This window comes from Ferdinandcohnia sp. GQ5 (assembly GCF_059759275.1).
Map to the genome: position 1 here is coordinate 202,719 of NZ_JCAXEW010000004.1, position 21,908 is coordinate 224,626.

The 21,908-nt window shown below is 37.7% G+C and carries 18 protein-coding genes; 5 read left to right on the plus strand and 13 right to left on the minus strand.

Annotation, left to right across the window (positions count from 1 at the left end):
* Nucleotides 1–39: 39 nt before the first annotated feature.
* The 11 genes from srtD to AC6CHV_RS07005 all read right to left on the minus strand — a co-directional run bounded on the left by srtD (nt 40) and on the right by AC6CHV_RS07005 (nt 12,486).
* Nucleotides 40–627, minus strand: coding sequence for a class D sortase, LPxTATN-specific (gene srtD, locus AC6CHV_RS06955; RefSeq protein WP_498078435.1), 588 nt, complete (start codon nt 625–627; stop codon nt 40–42).
* 66 nt (nt 628–693) lie between these two features.
* Nucleotides 694–2,184 carry a helicase-related protein gene (locus AC6CHV_RS06960; protein WP_498078436.1) on the minus strand — a complete coding sequence of 497 codons (1,491 nt, stop codon included), beginning with the start codon at nt 2,182–2,184 and terminating at the stop codon, nt 694–696.
* Between the two features lie 53 nt (nt 2,185–2,237).
* A complete protein-coding gene (locus AC6CHV_RS06965) occupies nt 2,238–3,080 on the minus strand; it encodes a DegV family protein (RefSeq protein ID WP_498078437.1) in 843 nt (280 codons plus the stop codon).
* Between the two features lie 148 nt (nt 3,081–3,228).
* Nucleotides 3,229–4,071, minus strand: a complete 843-nt coding sequence (locus AC6CHV_RS06970; protein WP_498078438.1) for a hypothetical protein — start codon at nt 4,069–4,071, stop codon at nt 3,229–3,231.
* A 69-nt stretch (nt 4,072–4,140) separates the two neighbouring features.
* A complete protein-coding gene (locus tag AC6CHV_RS06975; protein WP_498078439.1) occupies nt 4,141–5,043 on the minus strand; it encodes a hypothetical protein in 903 nt (300 codons plus the stop codon).
* 88 nt (nt 5,044–5,131) lie between these two features.
* Nucleotides 5,132–6,208, minus strand: coding sequence for a hypothetical protein (locus AC6CHV_RS06980; RefSeq protein WP_498078440.1), 1,077 nt, complete (start codon nt 6,206–6,208; stop codon nt 5,132–5,134).
* A gap of 97 nt (nt 6,209–6,305) precedes the next feature.
* On the minus strand, nt 6,306–6,848 hold the full coding sequence (locus AC6CHV_RS06985; RefSeq protein WP_498078441.1) for a signal peptidase I: 543 nt from the start codon (nt 6,846–6,848) through the stop codon (nt 6,306–6,308).
* Nucleotides 6,849–7,066: 218 nt separating this feature from the next.
* The gene (locus AC6CHV_RS06990) at nt 7,067–8,017 is read right to left on the minus strand and encodes a hypothetical protein (RefSeq protein ID WP_498078442.1); all 951 of its coding nucleotides are present in this window, start codon (nt 8,015–8,017) and stop codon (nt 7,067–7,069) included.
* Between the two features lie 122 nt (nt 8,018–8,139).
* Complete coding sequence (locus AC6CHV_RS06995; protein WP_121445764.1) at nt 8,140–8,829, minus strand: response regulator transcription factor; 690 nt, start codon at nt 8,827–8,829, stop codon at nt 8,140–8,142.
* A gap of 191 nt (nt 8,830–9,020) precedes the next feature.
* Nucleotides 9,021–10,160 carry a histidine kinase gene (locus tag AC6CHV_RS07000; RefSeq protein WP_121445763.1) on the minus strand — a complete coding sequence of 380 codons (1,140 nt, stop codon included), beginning with the start codon at nt 10,158–10,160 and terminating at the stop codon, nt 9,021–9,023.
* 442 nt (nt 10,161–10,602) lie between these two features.
* The gene (locus AC6CHV_RS07005; RefSeq protein WP_498078443.1) at nt 10,603–12,486 is read right to left on the minus strand and encodes a sulfatase-like hydrolase/transferase; all 1,884 of its coding nucleotides are present in this window, start codon (nt 12,484–12,486) and stop codon (nt 10,603–10,605) included.
* Nucleotides 12,487–12,824: 338 nt separating this feature from the next.
* On the opposite strand from AC6CHV_RS07005, the gene AC6CHV_RS07010 reads away from it, so the two are divergent.
* From AC6CHV_RS07010 to AC6CHV_RS07030, 5 genes are all read left to right on the plus strand, one after another.
* Complete coding sequence (locus AC6CHV_RS07010; protein WP_121445761.1) at nt 12,825–13,457, plus strand: YigZ family protein; 633 nt, start codon at nt 12,825–12,827, stop codon at nt 13,455–13,457.
* A gap of 13 nt (nt 13,458–13,470) precedes the next feature.
* Nucleotides 13,471–14,490 (plus strand): LCP family glycopolymer transferase, encoded by a 1,020-nt coding sequence (locus tag AC6CHV_RS07015; protein ID WP_121445760.1) that lies wholly within the window; start codon nt 13,471–13,473, stop codon nt 14,488–14,490.
* A 214-nt stretch (nt 14,491–14,704) separates the two neighbouring features.
* Nucleotides 14,705–17,422 carry an SH3 domain-containing protein gene (locus AC6CHV_RS07020; RefSeq protein WP_498078444.1) on the plus strand — a complete coding sequence of 906 codons (2,718 nt, stop codon included), beginning with the start codon at nt 14,705–14,707 and terminating at the stop codon, nt 17,420–17,422.
* 135 nt (nt 17,423–17,557) lie between these two features.
* Entirely contained in the window at nt 17,558–18,247 is a 690-nt protein-coding gene (locus tag AC6CHV_RS07025) for an SH3 domain-containing protein (protein ID WP_498078445.1), read from the plus strand.
* The gene (locus AC6CHV_RS07030) at nt 18,248–19,774 is read left to right on the plus strand and encodes a SpoIID/LytB domain-containing protein (protein ID WP_498078446.1); all 1,527 of its coding nucleotides are present in this window, start codon (nt 18,248–18,250) and stop codon (nt 19,772–19,774) included.
* 36 nt (nt 19,775–19,810) lie between these two features.
* Here the strand turns inward: AC6CHV_RS07030 and AC6CHV_RS07035 are convergent, their stop codons facing one another.
* Entirely contained in the window at nt 19,811–21,028 is a 1,218-nt protein-coding gene (locus tag AC6CHV_RS07035; RefSeq protein ID WP_498078447.1) for a glycosyltransferase, read from the minus strand.
* 6 nt (nt 21,029–21,034) lie between these two features.
* Complete coding sequence (gene galU, locus AC6CHV_RS07040) at nt 21,035–21,904, minus strand: UTP--glucose-1-phosphate uridylyltransferase GalU (RefSeq protein ID WP_498078448.1); 870 nt, start codon at nt 21,902–21,904, stop codon at nt 21,035–21,037.
* Nucleotides 21,905–21,908 lie beyond the last annotated feature (4 nt).

Below are 21,908 nucleotides of genomic sequence, written 5' to 3' on the forward strand. Positions count from 1 at the left end.
CCCCTATGCCAGATTCCGTCCGGCTTAGGGGTCACAAGGTCAATTCACCATTTTTCCATAGAAAATAAAGCGGTGTGGCGCGTTTCCAATGTATCCGAATGGATAACAGGTTGTCACTACAAGCTCCTCATTTGGGGCCGTTGATTTTATGATGGTCCGGTCGTCCGCATCCACGATTTTTGTGTCCACAATTTCATAGGTAAAATCACCGTATGGCATTTTCACAACAAAAGTGTCACCGATCTCAAGCTCATCAAATCGTCTAAAAGTTGTATCGCGGTGACCGGATAGAACGATTTGATCATTTTGCGTAGGTAGCGCGGTGCCGAGATAATGCCCCACACCCTTTGCCAGCTCATCCTCATCCGTTCCCTCGATAATTGGCATTTTCTCACCAAGCTTTGGAACGTCTAAAACTCCCATTGTCTCGCCTTTTTCAAAAGTTGGAATTACCATATCCTTCTTTGCTTCTTCCTCTACAGGATTCGTTGAAATAAGTTCCTCCGCCTGAACCAATGCTTCTTTTTGTGCTTGATTTGAATCCCAAATTTGAAAAACCGAGTAACCTGTCAATGATACTCCACCGATGATTAACAAAAGCGCAAACGTATAAACAACCTTTTTCACTGGAAACCACCACCATATTCGTTCTTTGTCCGTTACCTTTAATCATAATCAAAATGGGCTGCAAAATCAATCAATGAAGCCGTTTTGGAGAGCCTCTTTATTCATTTTTTCGATATGCTGTTTCGCCTTCACCATTTCCATTGTTCTTCCAAAATGAAAAAATAATATCTGACCGGTTGGAAATTGAGCGCTGCGGCCAACCCGGCCTGAAATTTGTACTAAGGCACTCTCCGTAAAAATTCGATCCTCTGCGCCCAGGACGGCCACATCAATATTCGGAACAGTTACTCCTCTTTCTAAAATGGTCGTTGTGACTAGAATTGGGATTTCGCCAGTACGAAATCGAGCTACCTTTTCTTTACGATCGGGGGCCTCGGCATGGACACCTTGTATTCGTGGTTCGATAGACTGCAAAACTTGGACGATGCTTTCCAGATATGTAATACGTGGGACAAACAAAAAAGCCTGTTTCCCCTTTTCAAGATGTTCCTTAATCCAAGCCATCAGATTCCCTGGCAATCTCTTCTTTTTTAGTCTTTTCTCCCAGTTCCCGCACCATACATACTCAGGCACAGGCAATGGTTGACGATGGTACCTCGCAGGAATCGTGACAGCTTTTCTTTTCCCGGCTGAAATTTCTTTTTTCCATGTTTTATTTGGAGTGGCGGTAAGGTAGATGGTGGACGAGATATCCTTTTTAGCTTGGTTGACAGCATATTGAAGCATCGGTTCCACGGAATACGGGAAGGCGTCCACTTCATCGATGATGATCATGTCGAAGGCTTTGTAAAAGCGAAGCAATTGGTGGGTTGTGGAGAGTGTAATGGGGGCTGTTTTGTTACGATCCTCACTTCCTCCATACAAGGCGATGACATCAACTTTTGGGAATGCGGCTTTTATTCGGGGAGCAAGCTCAATAACAACATCGGTGCGTGGTGTGGCGATGCAAACCTTTTTATCTGCTAGAAGTGCAGTTTGAATTCCTTCAAATAATATTTCCGTTTTCCCTGCTCCACAGACGGCCCAAATCAGAAGCTGATCATTTGTCTGAACAGCCCGTATAAGTTCAGTTGAAGCTTTTTGTTGTCCAGCTGAGAGTGTTCCTTCCCATACAAGTGGTTTATCTGGGCTTTCTATCGTCGGACTTGGCCCCGCCCAACTTACCATAACTGTACATTCACTCATCCGCCCCATATTAATGCACTTCCGGCAATACGTACATTCCTGATAACAGCGCGCACATTCAAACGACGCAAAAAGCTTTTGGTCCGAATTCCCACAGCGAACACAGGAATACCCTTCTTTTGTTTTTTTGATGCACTTTCGATAATGTACAAAACCATTCACATAATGTTGTTGTATGTCTTCAAGAGAAAATGGAATTTCTTCGAGTAGGAGTTGCTTGCCGTAGAGTAGTTGTTGGAGTTCTGGAGAGTAGTCATAAGAGGGATTTTGTGGTAGGGAGTGGCCAGATTCATGATCTGAATTTCGCTTGACTCCAGGCTTGTCCGATAAATGTTCGGGGATTAATAGTTCATTTTCTAGTAAAAATCTCATAAGGTTCCTCCAATTTTTTTAAAAAACAGCGCCGCAAAGTACGGCGCAATCTTTTATTTCATATACCATCCTAACCCAATTGCACCTTCACCAAGATGGGTTCCAATTACCGGTCCAAAATAGCTTAGTAAAAATTCAACATGTGGATATTTCTTTTCAAGCTCAGCCTTTAATTCCATTGCTTCCTCTTCGATATTTGCATGAATCAATGCTGCACGCATTGGCACACCCTTACTCGCATCTTCATCAAATAATTCAAACACACGATTTAGTGCTTTTTTACGAGTGCGAATTTTTTCAAAAGGTACAATCAATTTATCATCAAAGTGAAGGATCGGCTTCACTTGAAGCAAGCTTCCTACAAAAGCCGCAGCCCCGCTCAAACGGCCGCCACGCTGAAGATTCGTCAGATCATCCACCATAAAATAGGCGCGAACAGTTTTTTTAATTTCTTGAAGACGTTCCATAATTTCGGCCGCATCTTTACCTTCATTCGCCATTTCTGCAGCTTCCAACGCGTAAAAGCCCTGTACCATACAGCTGATTTCAGAGTCAAATGAGTAGACCTTTACACCTTCTACCATCTCGCCCGCTGTCACGGAACCTTGGTAAGTTCCACTTATTCCGCTTGAAAGATGAATACTGATGATTGCATCATTTTCTTTTCCAAGCGTTTCAAAAAGCTCTACAAACTCACCAATTGGCGGCTGTGATGTTGTTGGCAATTCCTTACGCGCCTTAAGTTCATCGTAGAACGCCTCCGCAGTAATGTCGACTTCTTCACGATAGCTTTCTTCACCAAATACGACACTTAGCGGAATCATATGTATATTAAGTTTTTCTCGAAGTTCCAGTGGTATGTAAGCTGTACTATCAGTTACAATCGCCATTTTCATATCTTTTACCTTCCTGTCTGAGTTTCTTTATAATTTCCATTCTAAATGAAATAGACGGGTATGTCACTTCCTGAAAGCATAAAAATAACGGGTTACGATGTCGTTTCCCGTCTTTTACCTCTTTATATTCATATTGTTCCAGTACCTACTAGTTAACATCCTCATTTGCCTCATCTTTTGTTTTAGTTTCTTCAAGCTGTTCATCTTCAATCTTTTCTACCTTTTCTAGGCTCGTTTGAAGTTCCGTTTTTTGCCGTTTAAGTGATTCAATTTCTTCAAGCAGTTTTAATCTTTCTTTGTTTTCTTCATCAAGCTGTTTCTGTTGAGATTCAAGCTTTTCTAGTAAATCCGGAGCAAGAGTTTTAACGATAACGTCACTCGATTCTTCCTCCCAATTCACACCCTTAGCTAAAAAAGCAATCAGGTTTGCTAGGTCTTCAATTGCTTTAGGATCATCAACCTTGTCTAATTTCGAATTGTTTCTTTCAATTTCATCATCAATTCGACCTAACAAATAATCAATGTCTAGCTCAATATCCTTTGCTGCGATAACTTGACCATCAAAATTCTTTGCAGTGAGTTTTCCTTTAACAGTTGTTTTTTTTCCAGAGAACTTCATCGTTAAAAGCTCTAAAAATTGATAGGCGTTAATGTTGGCTTCGAGCGGAATATAGTAGGTTCCATTTTTTTCAGCCTTGATTGGATTGATATGTAAAATGTATTCGGCCAAATCTCCTTCAATCGAAAAACCGACATCGGGTCGATAACCATAATCACTATCACGGACCACCTCAACTACTAAACTACCATCCTTTTTCTTAATCACTTCTACATGCTTAATCAGATCTTCCGCTGAAGCAGTCGAAACATTGATTACATCTTGATATTGGGTGGTAAAGTATGAGAATGTAGGAGTATTTGCTTGTAAAATGGCGGAGATTAATATGCCCGCTGATAAAAATCCAGTTGCTCTTAGAATCGTTTTTTTCAATCAAGTCACCTCCCGGTTATGGTGATACATAGACTGACAACATTATGTCAGCCTATGCCATTTTAAAAATTAGTTTGAAGTAAACCAGTTGTATAGAGCTTGAGATTCGATGGATAGGTATGGTCCAAGAACCTTATCGAATCTTACTACTCCTTCAACAGAAGTATCGATTTTTTCTGCCGGCGTTCTCCATGCATTTGATTCGTTTGCGAAATATTCCTTATCCGTATATACACGGTAATATGGCTTGCCATTAAATGTTTCGCCCACTACTTTTACATTACCAACCTTATCTTCAAATACGCCTGTTCCGTCACCCATGCTTATTTCAATTACTTTATATCCATCTTTATCCACATAAAAGTTAACTTCTTTGTCAGTAGTCGTTCTAGTGGATCCATTTGGTGTCGCTTTAAATGCAACTTCCCCAGTAAAATACGGAGGACCTTCAGGCTCTTCTTCAGGATCAACCTGAGTCGCTGTTACCTCTAATTTCATGTTTCCAGTTTTACCTTGGAATGCAATGTCATTGTCACCATGTGGCCAGCTTGCAAGAATACGGTAGCTTTCAGAGTCATTTTCTGGCTTAAATGTTGTGGAGAAGTCAACCTCTTTCCATTCACCCGCTACATCCTTCTGAAGTAGAAGAGTAATAGGTGTATCTCCAGTCAACAATTCGCCACTTGGCGTGAAGTTCACGCTGTACTCAACAGGAAGCTTCGTATCATTTTTCTTGATTGTAAAGTTGTACACTTCAACTGGCTCCATACCTGGATAGAAATCTTCCCCTAAATTGAACTTTCCGTCCCCAATTGTTTGGCCATCTCTATCCACAACATCCACATTAAAAACCGCAGCCTTTGCTGGGTTATTGTCACTAACGAACTGCTTCGTAAAATAAGCTGTTGTTGCAACAATCGCAATTGCAATAATTAAGAGGGAAGCTAGGCCGAATAAAGCTTTTTTCTTCATTGTGGTTCCTCCTTTTTATGCGTTATAGATCGTCATAATGCACATGTTTTTCTTAATAAAGAACAAAAAGACAAAACTAATCCCTGAATTATTTCTTTTCCACTAACCAATCACTCTCAATTTGCCATTTGCCGTCACCAAGGTTTGTGAAAGTTACATCGATACTCTTTACTCCACCATCAAATCTTAAGCCATTAAATGATGCAGTATCACCGACTACTGGTTTCACAAATGAAAAATTAGAGTACTTGAGATATTGCATATTGTCACCTTTACCCATAGAGTTTAGGTAAATTGGGTTATTGTTTTGTGTTCTAGATGACTGTCCGGCGGTGACTTTTGCTGTAAGCTTTAATGCAAGCTGCTCAAAGTGTGTTTCCTCTTCCACAACTTCATAATACACATAGCGAGATGCCACTTTTTCATCAAGGGCTTTTTGTAAATCTGCTACTTTCGCCTTTAATTCAGTCTTTGTTTTTCCATCTACTAAACCATCAACGTAAGCAGCTAGCTCATTAAGTGAATCTTGCACTGCGTCTGATTGAGCCTTTGTAAAGTTCCCTCTATTAAAAGAAGTGTTATTATGAACTTTATCTAATGCAAGGAACTCTTCGTTTACTGCCTCATACTTTTCTTTTGCTACCTGAGCGCTACTTGCTTCAACTTGTGTTGCAATAACCTCTAAGCGGATGTTTCCACTTTTACCCTCAAAATCAATATCATTATCACTGTGTGGCCAATCAACTAAAATACGGTAGTTTTCTACGTCAGCTTCTGGTTTAAATGCAATTGAATGATCTAGCGATACCCATTCGCCATCAAGTTGACGCTGTAATGTAAAGGTAACTGGAGAATTTGCATTTGCAGGGAACAATTCACCAGTTGGAGTTAACTTCACTTGATACTCTACTGGTACTTCAGTACCTTTCTTATTCACTTCAAAACTATAGGCTTCTATTGTTTCCATTCCTGGATAAAGCTCATCTAACTGAAATTGCTCATCACCAATCGCCTGTCCATTATGCTTTGCTTCAACCTTAAAGCTAGCAGCTGTTGCCATATTCTTGTCACTTTTAAAACTGAGCGAGTAGTAAGCAATCGTACCAACAACTGCAATACAAACTACTAACAATGAAACTAATCCAATAATACTCTTTTTCTTCATGGTATCCTCCCGTTTCTACTAATGTATTAAACTGCTAAAAATAGTTAAATGACACCTCCTTCATCAAGTAAGTTATGAGTAATAACGGTGGAATGCATTATGTATGACTAGTTTCTTCTCGCTGTGCTGTTAGCATCTTTTTGATCATTCCAAGCGTTACTATCAACAAAATTAAAAGAGAGATTATGATAATACCAGTAGGGGTTTGTAAGATTTGGGCCAAATGCCCAGCCTTAGGTATCGTAAAAGCTAAAACGCCTACAATTTGGTCTGAGGACACAAAGTTTTGATCCACCACATTATTGGCATCACCTTTTGTTTGATAAAGGGTTTCCCCGTCCTTTTTTACCAAATCAACGATCCGATGTGTTACGAGTGTCTGTTGGTTCATTTGATACGTGATGACGTCCTCTACTTGGAGTTTACTAGGATCCTTCCCCTTGACGATAATCATATCTCCAGGGTGTATTTCCGGCTCCATACTACCTGTCATCACGGTCATGATTTTAAAACCAAGGATGGAGGGAACTTGTCCAATCTGATTTTTTGATTGAAAGGTCGACACCAGCACTAAAACACTTAACAGAACGAATAAAGCAAATAATACATTTCCACTCCATCTTAATGTCTTCTTAAGCATATTTTCACTCCTTTTTAAAAAAGGGCATCTCCGTGCTTGTTCTTTTAAGAGAACAACCTGTATATACCATAACGTATTCATTCTTTGATTTCAAGCATTTTTTAACAGATATTTCTTTAATAAGAACGATTTACTATGAAGTTAGATTAATAGTTTCTCCTTCCTGAGCAAATAAAAAAAGGCTAACCTCATCACATGAGGAAAGCCTTCCAACTATTTTATATTACCTTTTCAGATTCTAGCACTTTCATTATTCGCTTCAACAAAAACTCTAGTTCGCCATTTGTTTGGAACGTAAACGGATATCCATAATTTGATTTAAGTTGGCCGTCTTCCTCTTTTTTCGGGAAGCGTCTTAAAGCCGTATTTTTCAGTGGTTTCGCCTGCACTTCTTCAAACAAGTTGGCTTTTTCAACTAACCAAGGATGTACAGTAATTGTTGGATTAATATTATCCAATAAATAAACAAAACCTGTTTTGAAATCTTCAAATTGGAATTCAGCCGCTTTTTTTGAAAGGTTCGTAAAGGTAAAATGGGCATTTTCAAATGTTTGTTGAAATCTGTCCAAGGGAACATGTCGCTCTTTTGTCTTTTCCGGAGAAACATGTGATCTCTTTTCAACAACTGGTTGCTGTTTCTTTTCTTCTTTCAATTCCTTTAGTTGTTCTTCTATTTCCCTTAACTGTTGCTGTGTTTCTTTAATGTAATCGTCCATCCATTGTTTCATCACGTCAAAGTCTTGGATTCGTTGGGAAGGTAATTTGTATGCAGGTGCTGTAAAGGTATGGCTTACATAGACTTCCGCATACCATACCCCTAAGTCAAAAATGGTCCGATGTGCTTCTTTTGCTACTTCTTGGTCTATCTCAACCACTTGATGAACCGCAATATTGCCATTCTTTCTAATATATTCTAGCTTTTTATATACGTCGTCAGAAATAATATCATGACTATATAACTTTCTAATCTTTTGTACCTGTGTGAGTGCAAATCCTTCGTTCATATTCTCTTGCTCCAGAATCATCGTAACAATTAATTCTCCGAATAAGCGCGCTTGAGTTAAAGCCACCTGTGGTTGTTCCCATAATAGAGCTTCTACCCTTAACGCTGCTTCTTCTAATTGGCTTGAGAACTCTCCTAAAAAATGAAATACACTATTCTTCTTCATTTTATTATCACTTCCTATTTACTTATAGCTAAATTTTACTATAAACATCACACCATTCCCATAAAAAACAAAAAGCCAAGCTCCATCACAAGAGCTCAGCCTTCTACTTTATTCGTATTCTATTATTTAACCTCAACCCAGCCATTTTTAATTGCAACTACAACGGCTTGAGTACGGTCATTTACGTTCATTTTTTGTAGAATATTACTTACGTGGTTTTTAACCGTTTTTTCACTGATATATAGGTCGTCACCAATACCGCGGTTGCTACGTCCATCCGTTAATAACTGGAGAACCTCACATTCTCTTCTCGTTAATAGATGCAATGGACGGCGAACCTCTACCGCTGCATGAGAATGCGCTGAAACGGATTGACCACTTGCAACTGCAAGTCGACGGAATTCTTTTACTAGGTTATGCGTTACTCTTGGATGCAAGTAAGATCCACCCTCTGCGACAACTTTAACCGCTTCGACTAGAGAATCCGCATCCATTTCTTTTAATAAATAACCAGTTGCTCCAGTTTTAAGGGCATGCGTCACATAGCTTTCATCATCGTGGATGGATAAAATAATGACCTTCGTATCAGGGTAAGTGTCAATCAATTGTTTCGTCGCTTCAATCCCATTCAAGTTCGGCATATTGATATCCATGATGACAACATCAGGCTTATGCTTCTCAATGAGTGCTAGTGCCTGTTCCCCATCGTCACCCTCTGCTACGACTTGAAAGGTTGGTTCAAAATCTAGTATTCGTTTTACACCTTCGCGAAATAATTGGTGATCATCAATAATAACTATGCTTGTTTTCATAAATAACGCCTCCCCCTTTCATTTTACAATCGAGGCAATTTCGGTCAATACTCCTAAAGCAGTATTAACAGACAATATTAGTAAGATTATTCTTGTTTTTCCTATATAAATAAGCAGCTAATAGTAGTTGGACCATTTCTTGTAACGTATCATGAATTACCGAAATTTTCTCACGGATTGAAAAGGGAAAATCAAACTTCAATCGGTACTTGTATCATTACAATTGTACCAGCACCAACACTTGAATCAATGGTAAGATTTCCATCTAGTAAATCTACTCGTTCTCTCATCCCAATTAAGCCGAACGAGTCTTTTTTCTTTTCGCGAATATCAAAGCCTTTTCCATTGTCTTTTACGATAACCGTTACATGATTTCTACTTATCTCAAGCTTAACTGCGATTTCACGAGCCTCCGCATGTTTTAGTGCATTTTGGACAGCTTCCTGAACCATACGGAATAGAGCTACCTCAAATTTTGAAGGTATTCTCTGCTCCGAACCAATAAATGTAAAAGAAATCGTAGTGTCTCCATTATATTCTTCGATCGTGGATAGGTACTTTTTGAGGGTAGGAACTAATCCAAGATCATCCAATGCCATCGGACGTAAGTCATAAATAATCCGACGAACCTCATACAGCGCCGACCGAACCATTTTACGCAAATCATGAATTTCCTTCACGCCTTGCTCAGGGCTTTCGCGGTAGACCTTATCGATAATTTGGGAACGCAACATCACATTCGCTAGCATCTGGGCTGGTCCATCATGAATCTCACGAGAAAGCTTACGACGTTCTTCTTCCTGCGCTTCAATGATCTTAAGTCCGAATGCCTGCTTTTGCTTGGCATCCTCTAAAATCTCGCCAACCATTTTAAAATCACTATTTAAATAATTGAGAACAACGGAAATTTGACCGACAAGATGATCCGCACGCTCAATTGTTTCATTTAGGCCTACTAGACGTCTTTCAAGCTCATCACGACGCTCGCGCAGCTGCTTTTCTTCTTGCCTTACAACAGTCAATTGCATCTGCAGGTCATGAGCCTTTTCATATGCATTGCGTATTTCCTCTTCTGAATACTTATTAAAATGGCTACTAACCTCAGAGAGCCGTTTCCTAGCAAAACGAGTATGGATTTCTAGCTTATCCACTTCATCAATAATCGTCCCAACACGTTCTTTAATTTCTTTTAACTCGTCCGTTAAACTGATAAATTCTTGGCGTGATTGCTCACCAATCCGAAAAATCTCTTCTTTACTATGATCAACGGTATGAACCATTTTTTCCAATATTGAATCCAGAACTTTACTATCAAGCCCCTTGGTGGCCATCTCTCCACCTCCATCTAAATTATATACGGATTTGTTTTTTACAGCGTTTCATAACAGTTACATTTGTATTACATTCAGCCTATGCCAAAAACAAACCATTGATGTAGAAATTATGTCTTTTTATAATAGAAGTATGGGCAAAAAAATATAGAAAAGTTTGATAAGTGTCGAATTCTGTCACACTACCAAGACTATTTTCGCATGATTCCCAGATAGGAGATATTACGTATTGCTTCATACCTATTATACAGTAAAAGGGTATGGCAAACATAAAATAAATATTCAATAAATACGTATATTTACCACGGATTACACCGAAAAGGGAACACTGGAATTTCGTTCAACTGCAATCAAAAAAGAATGTGGAAAAATAAAAAGCATGATCAAGTCTTTCCTTCAAAAGGTATAGTCTTGATCATGCATTTTGTGAATCGTGTTGAAACTATTGTGGTATTAAATCCTTAAATACCCTTCCAATTTGATTATTTTCTAATAGGAATTTCGAGATTTCAATATCCTCATACAATTTCTCATAACCTGCTCGGCATGCTTCAACATCTATTTGTTCATTAGTTTCGTTATTTATGCACGTTCCGCGTTCATATACTCCATCATGTGAAGCAATATAATCAAATTTATTAGAGTAATAACTGTATTTTGTTGTCTCATATGCAAACCCTGCAAATCCCTCTTTCTTTTCCTCAAGTGGTACACCAAATTGAATGAGCGGTTTTTCGATACCTATTAAAGTCGTAATTGTTGGTGCAATGTCCATTTGACTTGCCACCACTTCGTTCACAACCCCTTCCTCTTGGCCAGGGTAATGCATAATTAATGGAATTTGGAAACGAGTTTTCTCATCAAAGGTAATATCAAGTAATCTCTCTATCCCCTCCGTATCATTAGGCAATAGTCCATAGTGGTCTCCATAAACAACAAATATTGTCTCATCCCAAAGGTTTGCTTGTTTAAGACCATCGATAAACATACCAAGAGCACGATCAAAATAGTGTACACTTTGAAGATAATTTCCTGTATTCGAATTATTGAACTGTCCAGGTAAGTCTAATAATTGGTATTCTTCAGGTAGCTCAAAAGGTCTATGAACTGATAGACTGACAATAAAACTATAGAAAGGTTTTTCTTCTTCTTGATAGATTTCAAGCATTTGATTGAATATACTTTCATCGGATATTCCTAGTCCTAGTATTTCATCAGCATTAATCTTTGGATGGTTCATATGGTAAAACTGCTCATATCCCTGATTTTCATATGCATTTTGTCTATTCCAAAACTCTGGTGTGTTTCCGTGCGTAGCACTTGTAGAGTAACCTTCTTTTCTTAGTACACTCCCGAGCGAAAGGTAATCGTTAGTTGGGAATGTCTTGTATATGCCTTTTGATGCTATAGGATAAATCGAATTATTGGCTACGAACTCAGCATCTGAAGTATTTCCTCTCCCTATTTGCAGGTAAGTATTAGGATAGTAATAGCTTTCTTCTACTAATTTATTTAAATTGGGGGTAATTTCCTTACCGCTCACCTTGAGGTTAATAGGAAAATTATTTAATGATTCAGCTTGTACAATAATGACGTTTTTACCATTATATTTCCCAAAACTAGTTGAGTTCTTTTGAACTTCTTGATTACGCAAGAACCTCTCTTGAAGTTTGATCATCATCTCTTGATTTTGTGCGGATACTTCAACCACTCTTTTTTGGTCAAGTATTGTCTGTGTCGTATCAAAAATATGTGATGGAATAACCCCAGTCAATGCCACTTTGTACTGATCCGAATATGATGTTTTTAGAGGTACAAAAGCTGTAATTAGAATGCATACGGTACCTAATACGAACAGACTAAATGAACCAATCAAATTAGTTTGCTTAGGTATCCTTTTAAAAACAAGCACAGAAAGTACAATTAATACCGGAATGTCTAGCCAATAAAAAACGTCCGAGATATAAAGTAGTGAAATAATTGAATCAAATATATCCCCAACCTGGTCGGCCTGTCCCAATAAATCAATATTGAGGATAGCATCATAATAACGTTCATATACCACATCCGCATATAGTAAGAAAGAAAAAAGAGTATAAATAAGCAATGAAACAACAGCGGATACCTTAGATTTATTTATGAAAAATATTGCAGTAATCCAGAGCCCAAGGCCTCCAGAAGCTAATAAAATGAATTTTTTATGTGGACTTACATCTAATTCGTGGACAAAATAAAGTGTTTTTAGTGCCCAGAAAATAGTAATAAAACCCAAAAATAAAATAGGCAAGCCCCATTTTTTTACTATTCCTCTATAGATATCAATCATCCCCTCATTCTTAAAATGGCACCTTGCTGAATTTTGATCAAGGTTTAGGCCTACATAAATTAATACCTGGTGTATTAAAATCAACACCAGGAAAGTTAGACCTTTGCTAAACAAAGTAAATTATACACCGATTTGTTTGTTTTTTACAGGTTTCATAACAGTTACATTTGTATTACATCTAGCCGATGCAGAAAACAAACCATTGATGTAAAAATTATGTCGTTTTATAATAGAAGAATGGTCAAAAAAATACAGAAAACCTCGGTAAGTGCCGAATTCTGTCGCACTGCCTTTACCAAACCTGTTTTTACAGGGTGCCAGATAGGAGGTATCACGTAATGCTTCATTCCTATTATACAGTAAAAGGGTATGGCGAGCATGAAATAAATATTCAAAAGTCACGCTTTATTGCATATATTGACCGTGCAACAACCGAACAGGAAGCTCAGGAATTTATCCAAAAAATAAAAAAGCAAAACTGGGATGCAACCCATAATTGTTCAGCTTATCTCATTGGAGAAAACGATCAAATTCAAAAAGCAAACGATGACGGCGAACCAAGTGGAACTGCAGGTGTGCCAATACTCGAAGTTTTAAAGAAAAAACATTTAAAAGATACAGTTGTTGTCATAACTAGGTATTTTGGAGGAATAAAATTAGGTGCAGGGGGACTTATCCGCGCATACGGAAAGTCAACTTCAGAAGGCCTCCAAGCAACAGGAATCGTTGAGCGTAAGCTAATGAGAGTTATGCATACAAAAATCGACTACACCTGGCTAGGCAAGGTTGAAAATGAACTGCGCTCTTCCGTATACCAAATTAAAGAAATTAAGTATATTGACGCAGTAGAAATCGAAACCTATGTAGAAGAAAAACAAACACCACAATTCACTGAATGGATGATTGAACTTACAAATGGACAAGCGCTAGTTTCGGAAGGAATTGTGGAGTATTTAGAGGAAGAGATATGAAAAGGGGAAGCCAATGAGTAATTCTAATTCAAGAATAAAGAGAAGAAAAAAGAAACGAAAGCTTAAAGGAATTTTTCGAAGAATCCTTTTTCTTCTATTACTAATTCTATTGGTCGTAGCTGGCTATTTTGGATATTTATTTTACAAAGCAAACAATGTAGCAAACCAAACCTATGAAGAAATCGACCGTAGTAAAATACCAAACCATAGACAAGAAAAAATAAAAGTGAAAGAGGACCCGTTTACAGTGCTTCTAATCGGTGTTGATGATACCGAAGGAGGACTTGGCCGTTCAGATGTTCTTATGTTAGTCACAGTCAACCCAAAAACAAAAGATATCTCTTTAATCAGTATTCCGAGAGACTCAAGGACATATATACCTGAGCTAGGAAGAAAAGACAAGATTAATCATTCGTATAGTAATGGTGGTGTGACTTCTACGATTGAAACAGTTACTGAAATGTTGGATATACCGATTGATTATTATGTAACAACCAATTTCCAAGGTTTTGAAGATGTAGTAGATTCACTTGGAGGAATCACAGTTGATGTACCGTTTACCTTTAAAGCTCAACTTACCGGATCTTTAAAATGGAAAACATATTATGAAGGAAAAATGGAACTTAACGGAAACGAAGCACTAGCATACGTTCGGATGAGAAAATCTGACCCTCTAGGAGATTTTGGTAGAAATGAAAGACAAAAAGAAGCAGTTAAGGAAATCGTGAAAAAAGCTACTTCTCTCACCTCGTTTACGAAGATTGACAACGTACTTGATGACATAGGCTCAAATGTAAAAACAAATATTCCGTCTCGTGAATTTTTAAGCTTTATTCAATTATACGCAAGCCTAAAGGATACAGAGATACAATCGATCAAGCTCGAAGGATATGATCAAACTATTAATAGTATTTACTACTTTATCCCATATGAAGAGTCGATTGCCCAGGTCCACGAGGAAGTGGATAGTATCTTAAACGGTACAAAGCACGACATAAATTCAACAGCTGAAGAAAGTTTCGACTCACAATAAATGATAGATAGTTCACCAATAAACAGCTAGGGGTTCCCTAGCTGTTTATTTTTATTCAAAAGCCCCGTCCCCATACACTTGCATGCCAAAAGCCCCATTGACAAATCAGCGATTAAATTCTTTTTATTACAAAAATGAGTATTTTCATTGGAATTTCTTACTAATTTGTATATTATTATTCATATACAAAATTCTACATAATTGGAGTGATTACGTGAAAAAGTTTGTAGCTTCGACAATTCTCGCAGCTAGTATTTTGACACCCACCATTGTGGCTGCCGAAGCAAACTACCCTATTAATGTGTTTGCAGAAAAAAAGGTAGAAATCCGTAAAGGGGCAACAAACACATATGAGGCTATAGCAACAATTAATAATGGTAAAGAAGTAAAGGTTATCGATGAGTTTACTAATACCTTTGGCGAGAAGTGGTATCGAATTGATTTAGGAAAAAATAAAATTGGCTGGGGGCCAGCAACCCAGTTTTCCACAAAATCCACTGTAACCTTTCAAAATGCCCCGCTTAGAAAAGGCGCAACAAACTCATATAAGATTGTGGAACAATTAAAAAAAGGCCAAACAGTTAAAGTACTTTCTTCTTTTACCAATACCTATGGTGAAGATTGGAAGAGAGTTGACGCAAATGGAAAAATCGGTTGGGTACTTGGAAATCAATTATCCACAAAAGCAGTAGCTGAAAAACCTGCTGTAAAGCCCACTCCACCAGCCTCCAAAGACAAGGTTTCTTCTATTCCAATAAGAAGAGGAGCGACATCATCCTATGAGATTGTTGGATATGTTAACACGAAGCAAAATATTACAGTACTGAGTCATTTTACGAATGCATCAGGTGAGTTATGGTATAGAACATCATCTGGCGGCAAGCTGGGATGGGTATTAGCTAATGATTTACAAAAAGCCAAAACAAAAATAACGATGAACGTATTAAATACCACAAATGTTAGAAAAGGGGCAACCTCATCGTATGCAGTAGTTGGATCAATTAAAGCTAAACAAAACGTTGTGGTCATCGACTCCTTCAAAAATACATTCGGTGAAATATGGTATCGTGTTGATTTAAACTCTGTTTTAGGGTGGGTACCAGAAACAGCTTTTAATAGTAAAGCCGTAAAACCTAAACCAGTGGTTCCGAAACCTGAACCAAAACCAGATCCAGATCCGGCTCCTCCTAAGGAAACACCAAAGCCAAAGCCAGAACCGGAACCGGCACCAACTAAACCAGTTGAAATCAAATCTATGTATACCATCACTTCTTCAGTCCCGTTAAAGAAAGGTGCTACAAATAGCTACGATACGGTTTTATTACTTACTAAAAATCAAAAAGTAAAAGTCATTGATACATTTGTCAATGCCTCAAAGGAAACATGGTATCGACTTGAAATCTCTAAAACCGAATTAGGGTGGGTAAGGTCCGATTTCTTACAACAAAATAAATTGCTGAACAAGAAGATTTTTATTAAGGAAAATAACACACCTATACGTTCAAATGCGTCTACAGAAGCAGCTACTCTTTCAACCTTACAAAAAGGGAAAGAACAGATTGCAATTGATGTAATGAAAGACTCAAATGGTCAGACTTGGTTCAAAGTTTTCATTAACAATAAAATAGGTTGGATAGCTGGAAATGATATCTCTGAAACTCCAACTCTATCTTATGTGAATAAAAAGGTGCGCGTCGCTACTAATAATACCTACCTTTACAGAGGTGCGACATTTGCTTATGAAATAAAAGAAACTCTCAAATACAATACAGAATTAAACGTACTTGCTGAGTTTATAAATGCTAATAATGAAAAATGGTATCAAGTTGCGTCACCATCAAAACGGACAGGTTGGGTTCCTTCCTGGGAGATTGTAGAATCCATACAGGATATTAAATATGTATATGCAAATAAGCAATCGAGCTTAAGAAAAGGTGCAGCAACAAACTATGCCGTTGCAAAAAAACTACAACCTAATGATCAATTAATCTATTTACGTACCTTAAATAATTGGCTGAACGTAGAAACAAAAGATGGTGTTAGAGGATGGATTCTGAAAAATGATATTTCAGAAAGTTCATTAACAAAATTAGTTTCACCAACCTACAAAAAAATAGATGGGCAAAACCATGTGGTGTGGACAAAGCCATATAATTTTAATTTGACCTATCAGGTTTTGGATAACAATCAATTAAAACTTGTCGGTGATATGACGCAAATTGAACTACCTAGTGGAAAAATGACAGGTATAAAGAGCTTCAGGACAATTAAAGAAAAATCTCAATCTCAGTCTCTAATAATAGAGTTCCAGCCAGGTTACACGTTCACTCTTAGAAACTACGCAGATAAAGTAACAATAAAAGTAGTAGAAACTGGACTAAAAGGGAAAAAAATTGTTATTGATCCGGGACATGGTGGACAAGATCCAGGTGCCATTGGATATTCTGGGTTAAAAGAAAAAATTGTAAACCTAGAAACTGCTACCCTTTTAAAGAAAGAGCTTGAAAAAGCTGGTGCTGTTGTTCTTTTAACAAGAAGTACAGACCATTTTCTTGAACTGTTTGAACGTACAGATATTGCAAATAATTCCTATTATGATGCCTTTATTAGTATTCATGCTAATTCGTTCAGTAGTACAAGTAAAGGGACAGAAACGTTCTTTAATTCTAACCAAAATTTCAATGGACCTAAAAGTGAAACACTAAGTAATTCCATTCAAAAACATTTAGTTAATCAATTAGGAACTTCTAATCGAGGTGTCAAAGATAATTCTCTATATGTAAACCGTATGAATGCACTACCTAGTATTTTAGTAGAGCTTGCTTTCCTATCAAATCCAAAAGAGGAAGCACTAATGAAAACAAAAGAATTCCGTCAAAAGGCTGCTATTGGTATCGCAAAAGGATTAGAGGAGTATTTTTCTAGTTTTTAAAGGATTTTACTATTTTCACATTATCAAAGATATGGTAACCTTAGTTTTGTAGTTTTCGGTCGGGATTCGCTATATCTTGTCTTATTTTGACAGGATATAGCGTTTCTTAAATTTCAATTACATGGGGGTAATAAAGTGAAAAAAAGCAAAAAATTAATTGTAGCTAGTACATTAGCCATTGGTATTGGATCAACAGCAGCTTTCGCACCAGCTTCAATTAGTGCTGCTAGTGACGTTATTATTGCAAGTGTGGATTGGGTTAATTCTCAAATCAATCCTATGAAAAAAGACATTGACGCTCTTGAAGCAAAAGTAAACAGTATGCAAAAAGAAATTAATACATTGAAAAAACAAGTAGCTGACGGAAATACAGGCAACACTGGCGGAAACGAAGATAACAATGCCACTATGCCTAGCACTGTATATGTTGCGAAAAGCTCTGTTACAATTCACTCAGGTGCAACAAGAGACTATCGTGTCGTAGCAACTAAAACAAAAGGAAGTTCATTAAAAGTGATTGACCAACATAAGTCTGCTAGTGGTCTTTGGTATCGTGTTGTATTAGGAACAAACTCATTTGGATGGATCTATTCAGGAGATATCTCAACTACACAAGTTAAACAACCGACTAGTGTTGTGACTACAGCAGCTGTTCAACTTCGTCGTGGAGCAGCAACTTCATACAAAGTCTATGAAACTGTTAAAAAAGGGACAACGCTTAAATATATCTCTACATTCACAAATAACGGCCAAGTTTGGTACAACGTTGAAACTTCTAAAGGAACTCGAGGTTGGATTATCGGCACTTACGGAGAGGTGAGATAATTGAAAAAAGTACTTGGTGTACTAGTTTCACTCTCACTTTTACTAGCTATTCCAATTACCACTAATGCGATGGAACGTGTAACCTATCCAAAGGAAGTTGACGTTAGTGTCTATACTGGAAAAGCAGGGACACCTTTCCAAATCAAATTAGATGGAATTTACCAGATTGTATATGGTAATAAAACAGCGGTTCTACCTAACAATGCTTCTCTTACTGTAACCAAAAATGGTACATCATATACAGTTAATGACGGTTGGGGAACTACTTATACCGGTGGTACACTACGAATTGAAGAATTAAAAAAAGGTCAGAAAGTAGCTTCCTTTACTGCCAACACTCATGTAAGAAGAGGGGCAACCGATTCAGAAACTTCATATGAAGTGGCAAAAAAAGGCACAAGTGCAGAGTATCTGGATACTTTTAAGAATAGCTTAGGTGAAACCTGGTTTAGAGTTAAAACGGCTAATTACACAGGTTGGGTGAAAAAAAACACAACCTTAGAGATATTAACAAGTGAACTCCCCCTTTTCACGGTAAACGGTAAAAAATACCGCGGTGGATTCACGCTTAATGGTGCAGACGGAAAAGTAATCAACCGACTAGATATGGAAGATTACCTAAAAGGTGTGGTACCAAATGAAATGCCGGCTTCTTGGGCAAATAATGGTGGATATGAAGCATTAAAAGCTCAAGCAATTAGTGCCCGTAGTTATGCAGCAAACTCCATGCAGCTATCTAATACGCCTGCAAGCCAAGTGTACGGTGGCTATAGCTCAGAAGATTCACGTTCAAATAAAGCAGTTGAAGAAACAGCAGGATTACTCGTTAAACAAAATGGTAAACCAGTTCAAACTTTTTATCATTCAACAAGTGGTGGTAGAACTGCAAATGTTGGTGATGTTTGGACATATCCTCATTCTTACTTACTTAGTGTTGAGGACAAATTCGAACACACTACAGCACCTGCATGGTTACAAAATTGGAATTATACAATTTCAACTTCAACACTCCTTAGCCAATTTGGTGTTGATAAAAACGCTGAGCTTTATGAGTTCATTGCACATCCAAAAGGGGCAAATGGAGAGATTGGGTCAGTCACAATTAAAACGAGTGCTGGAGAAGTCACAAAGAGCGGAAATGAAAATGATATTAGAAGACTTTTCCCAACTGGTGACGAAAAATACTATGGCTACCTCCTTTCCAACTGGTTTACAGCAACAGTAAACCAACAAATTAAAAACCTATTTGTTCAACAAACAGCTGGTCCAGTTAAGCTCGCGGCTGTAAAAGGACAAAAGGTTCGAACAACAGGTGGCACGATTACATTATCATCTGATAATGCCAAAGTTCAAACAAGCAGTGGCCTAGTATCAACTCAAGCTGTTGAATCAGTCACCTTAAAAGGCAAAGGGTGGGGACACCGAATCGGTATGAGTCAGTACGGTGCATATGCTTATTCAAAACAAGGTTGGACAGCAGAACAAATACTCACTCACTATTTCTCTAACACAACAGTATCTAAGTAAGAAAAAAAGCGACGGCAATTTAATATTGCGTCGCTTTTATTTTTGCAAATGTAGTAATAAATTATCCACGATACTCTTCCAAGAGTATTCTTTTTCCGCAAGCTCTCTTCCGTTAGTAGACATAACCTGGTACTCTTCATCATTTCTACTCATTAAATCAACTACTCCATTTGCAATGCCTTCTGGATCTTCTGGTGGTGCAATTCGTCCACAATTGTGGTCTAACAGGATTTTTGCACTCTCTCCACTCCCGCAGTATAACACTGGAGTCCCGGTTGAAATTGCAGGGAAGATTTTCGATGGTCTTGCTCCTTGGAACAGTTCAATATTGCGTAATGAAACAATACTATAGTCTGAAACTGAAAAAATGTCAGGCATCCGACTGACTGGAACAGAGCCGTAGAAAGTTACATTGGTAAGGTTTAAATCTTCCTTCAACTTTACCAATTTCTCTTTTTCCTGACCATCTCCTACAAAAAGAAAATGAGCGTTGGGCTCCTTATCCTTTAAAAGTGCTGCAGCCTCTAAAATTGAATCTAACCCTTGCGCGTATCCCATTGTTCCAGCATACGTAAACACCTTTTTACCTTCCAACCCAATCTCTTGTATGAGTTCTTGATTTGGTGGTAAGGGTTTAAACGATTCTGTATTCACACCATTTGGCAAAAGGAAGACATCACTTTCTTTTTTTCCCTTTTTAATCATGTACTCCTGAATACCTTCAGTTGCAGTAGCAATTTTCCAAGACTTCTTGTATAGGAAAAGTTCCAACTTGGTTGCCATTTTTATAAAGAATTTATTTTTTAGAATTCCTAATTCTACTGCTGATTCCGGCCAAATATCAGCCACATTAAAAACAAATTTTGCTCTTTTTAACTTTGCACCTAGATAACCGGTAATCCCCAAAAATAAAGGCGGAGAATTACATATAATAACATCTGTTGGTTTAGACTTAAAAATGGAGTAAAAAGCACTAAATGTAAAAGAAAAATACGAAGCGAGTCTTTTCCAGAAGGATCCTTTTGGTGATGGGTATATCCAAGATCGATGAACTGGGACACCATCATATTCTTCATATAAATAAAACATGCCTTTGTACTCATCTGGAATGATACCGTGTGGGTGATGAGGAAATGCTGTTAATACTTCGACTTGATGACCACGTCTAATAAGTTCTTTACTTACCTCATATACCCTGATTTGAGGCGCACCCGTTTCTGGTGGAAAGTGCTGACAAAGGTAGATGACTCTCATGATTTATTACTCCAATTCCTTTAGTTTCTCTTTCAAATATGTTTCTAGTTTATCCTTTAGGTCGTCTCTTTTTAACCCGAAATCGATTGAGGCCTGTAGAAATCCAAATTTATCCCCCACATCATATCGATTTCCCTTAATAATATAGGAATAAACGTCCTCTATACTTATCAGCCGATCGATTGCTTCGGTTAATTGAATTTCTCCTTTTTTATCAGGACCTAATCCCTCTAACATATCAAAAATGGCAGGTGATAAAATATAACGACCAATAATAGCTTGTGTGGACGGTGCATCCTCGATAGCAGGTTTTTCAACTAAATGACGAATATTATACAATTCCCCATCTAGTTCTGTATAATCGACAATGCCATACTTATCAACCTCAGTACGTGAAACTTCTCGAACCCCTAGAATGCTTGACTGTTTTTTCTCATACTGTTTAATCATTTGGCTTAATGCAGGAACCTCACTATCGATTACATCGTCCCCTAAAAGTACGGCAAACGGTTCATTTCCAATAAACTTTTTAGCACATAAGACTGCATGCCCTAGTCCTAATGGTTCTTTTTGTCGCACATAGTGGATATCTACCATATTTGAAATGTTTTCTACCATCTCTAACAGTTCATTCTTACCATTCCTTTGAAGCAAAACTTCAAGTTCGACCGATTTATCAAAGTGATCTTCGATCGCTCTTTTATTTCTGCCAGTGACAATTATGATATCCTCGATTCCTGAATTTACAGCCTCTTCGATTATATATTGTATAGTAGGCTTATCGACAATTGGTAGCATTTCTTTAGGTTGTGCTTTTGTTGCAGGTAAGAATCTAGTTCCCAAACCAGCCGCTGGTATGACTGCCTTTTTAATCATCTAG

Coding starts and splice junctions, on each gene's coding strand:
- AC6CHV_RS06960 (WP_498078436.1), bottom strand. CDS start 2,184: ATGAGATTTTTACTAGAAAATGAACTATTAATCCCCGAACATTTATCG.
- AC6CHV_RS06990 (WP_498078442.1), bottom strand. CDS start 8,017: ATGAAGAAGAATAGTGTATTTCATTTTTTAGGAGAGTTCTCAAGCCAA.
- AC6CHV_RS06995 (WP_121445764.1), bottom strand. CDS start 8,829: ATGAAAACAAGCATAGTTATTATTGATGATCACCAATTATTTCGCGAA.
- AC6CHV_RS06985 (WP_498078441.1), bottom strand. CDS start 6,848: ATGCTTAAGAAGACATTAAGATGGAGTGGAAATGTATTATTTGCTTTA.
- AC6CHV_RS07035 (WP_498078447.1), bottom strand. CDS start 21,028: ATGAGAGTCATCTACCTTTGTCAGCACTTTCCACCAGAAACGGGTGCG.
- AC6CHV_RS07015 (WP_121445760.1), top strand. CDS start 13,471: ATGAGTAATTCTAATTCAAGAATAAAGAGAAGAAAAAAGAAACGAAAG.
- AC6CHV_RS07000 (WP_121445763.1), bottom strand. CDS start 10,160: ATGGCCACCAAGGGGCTTGATAGTAAAGTTCTGGATTCAATATTGGAA.
- AC6CHV_RS06980 (WP_498078440.1), bottom strand. CDS start 6,208: ATGAAGAAAAAGAGTATTATTGGATTAGTTTCATTGTTAGTAGTTTGT.
- galU (WP_498078448.1), bottom strand. CDS start 21,904: ATGATTAAAAAGGCAGTCATACCAGCGGCTGGTTTGGGAACTAGATTC.
- AC6CHV_RS07005 (WP_498078443.1), bottom strand. CDS start 12,486: ATGATTGATATCTATAGAGGAATAGTAAAAAAATGGGGCTTGCCTATT.
- AC6CHV_RS06965 (WP_498078437.1), bottom strand. CDS start 3,080: ATGAAAATGGCGATTGTAACTGATAGTACAGCTTACATACCACTGGAA.
- AC6CHV_RS06975 (WP_498078439.1), bottom strand. CDS start 5,043: ATGAAGAAAAAAGCTTTATTCGGCCTAGCTTCCCTCTTAATTATTGCA.
- AC6CHV_RS07010 (WP_121445761.1), top strand. CDS start 12,825: ATGCTTCATTCCTATTATACAGTAAAAGGGTATGGCGAGCATGAAATA.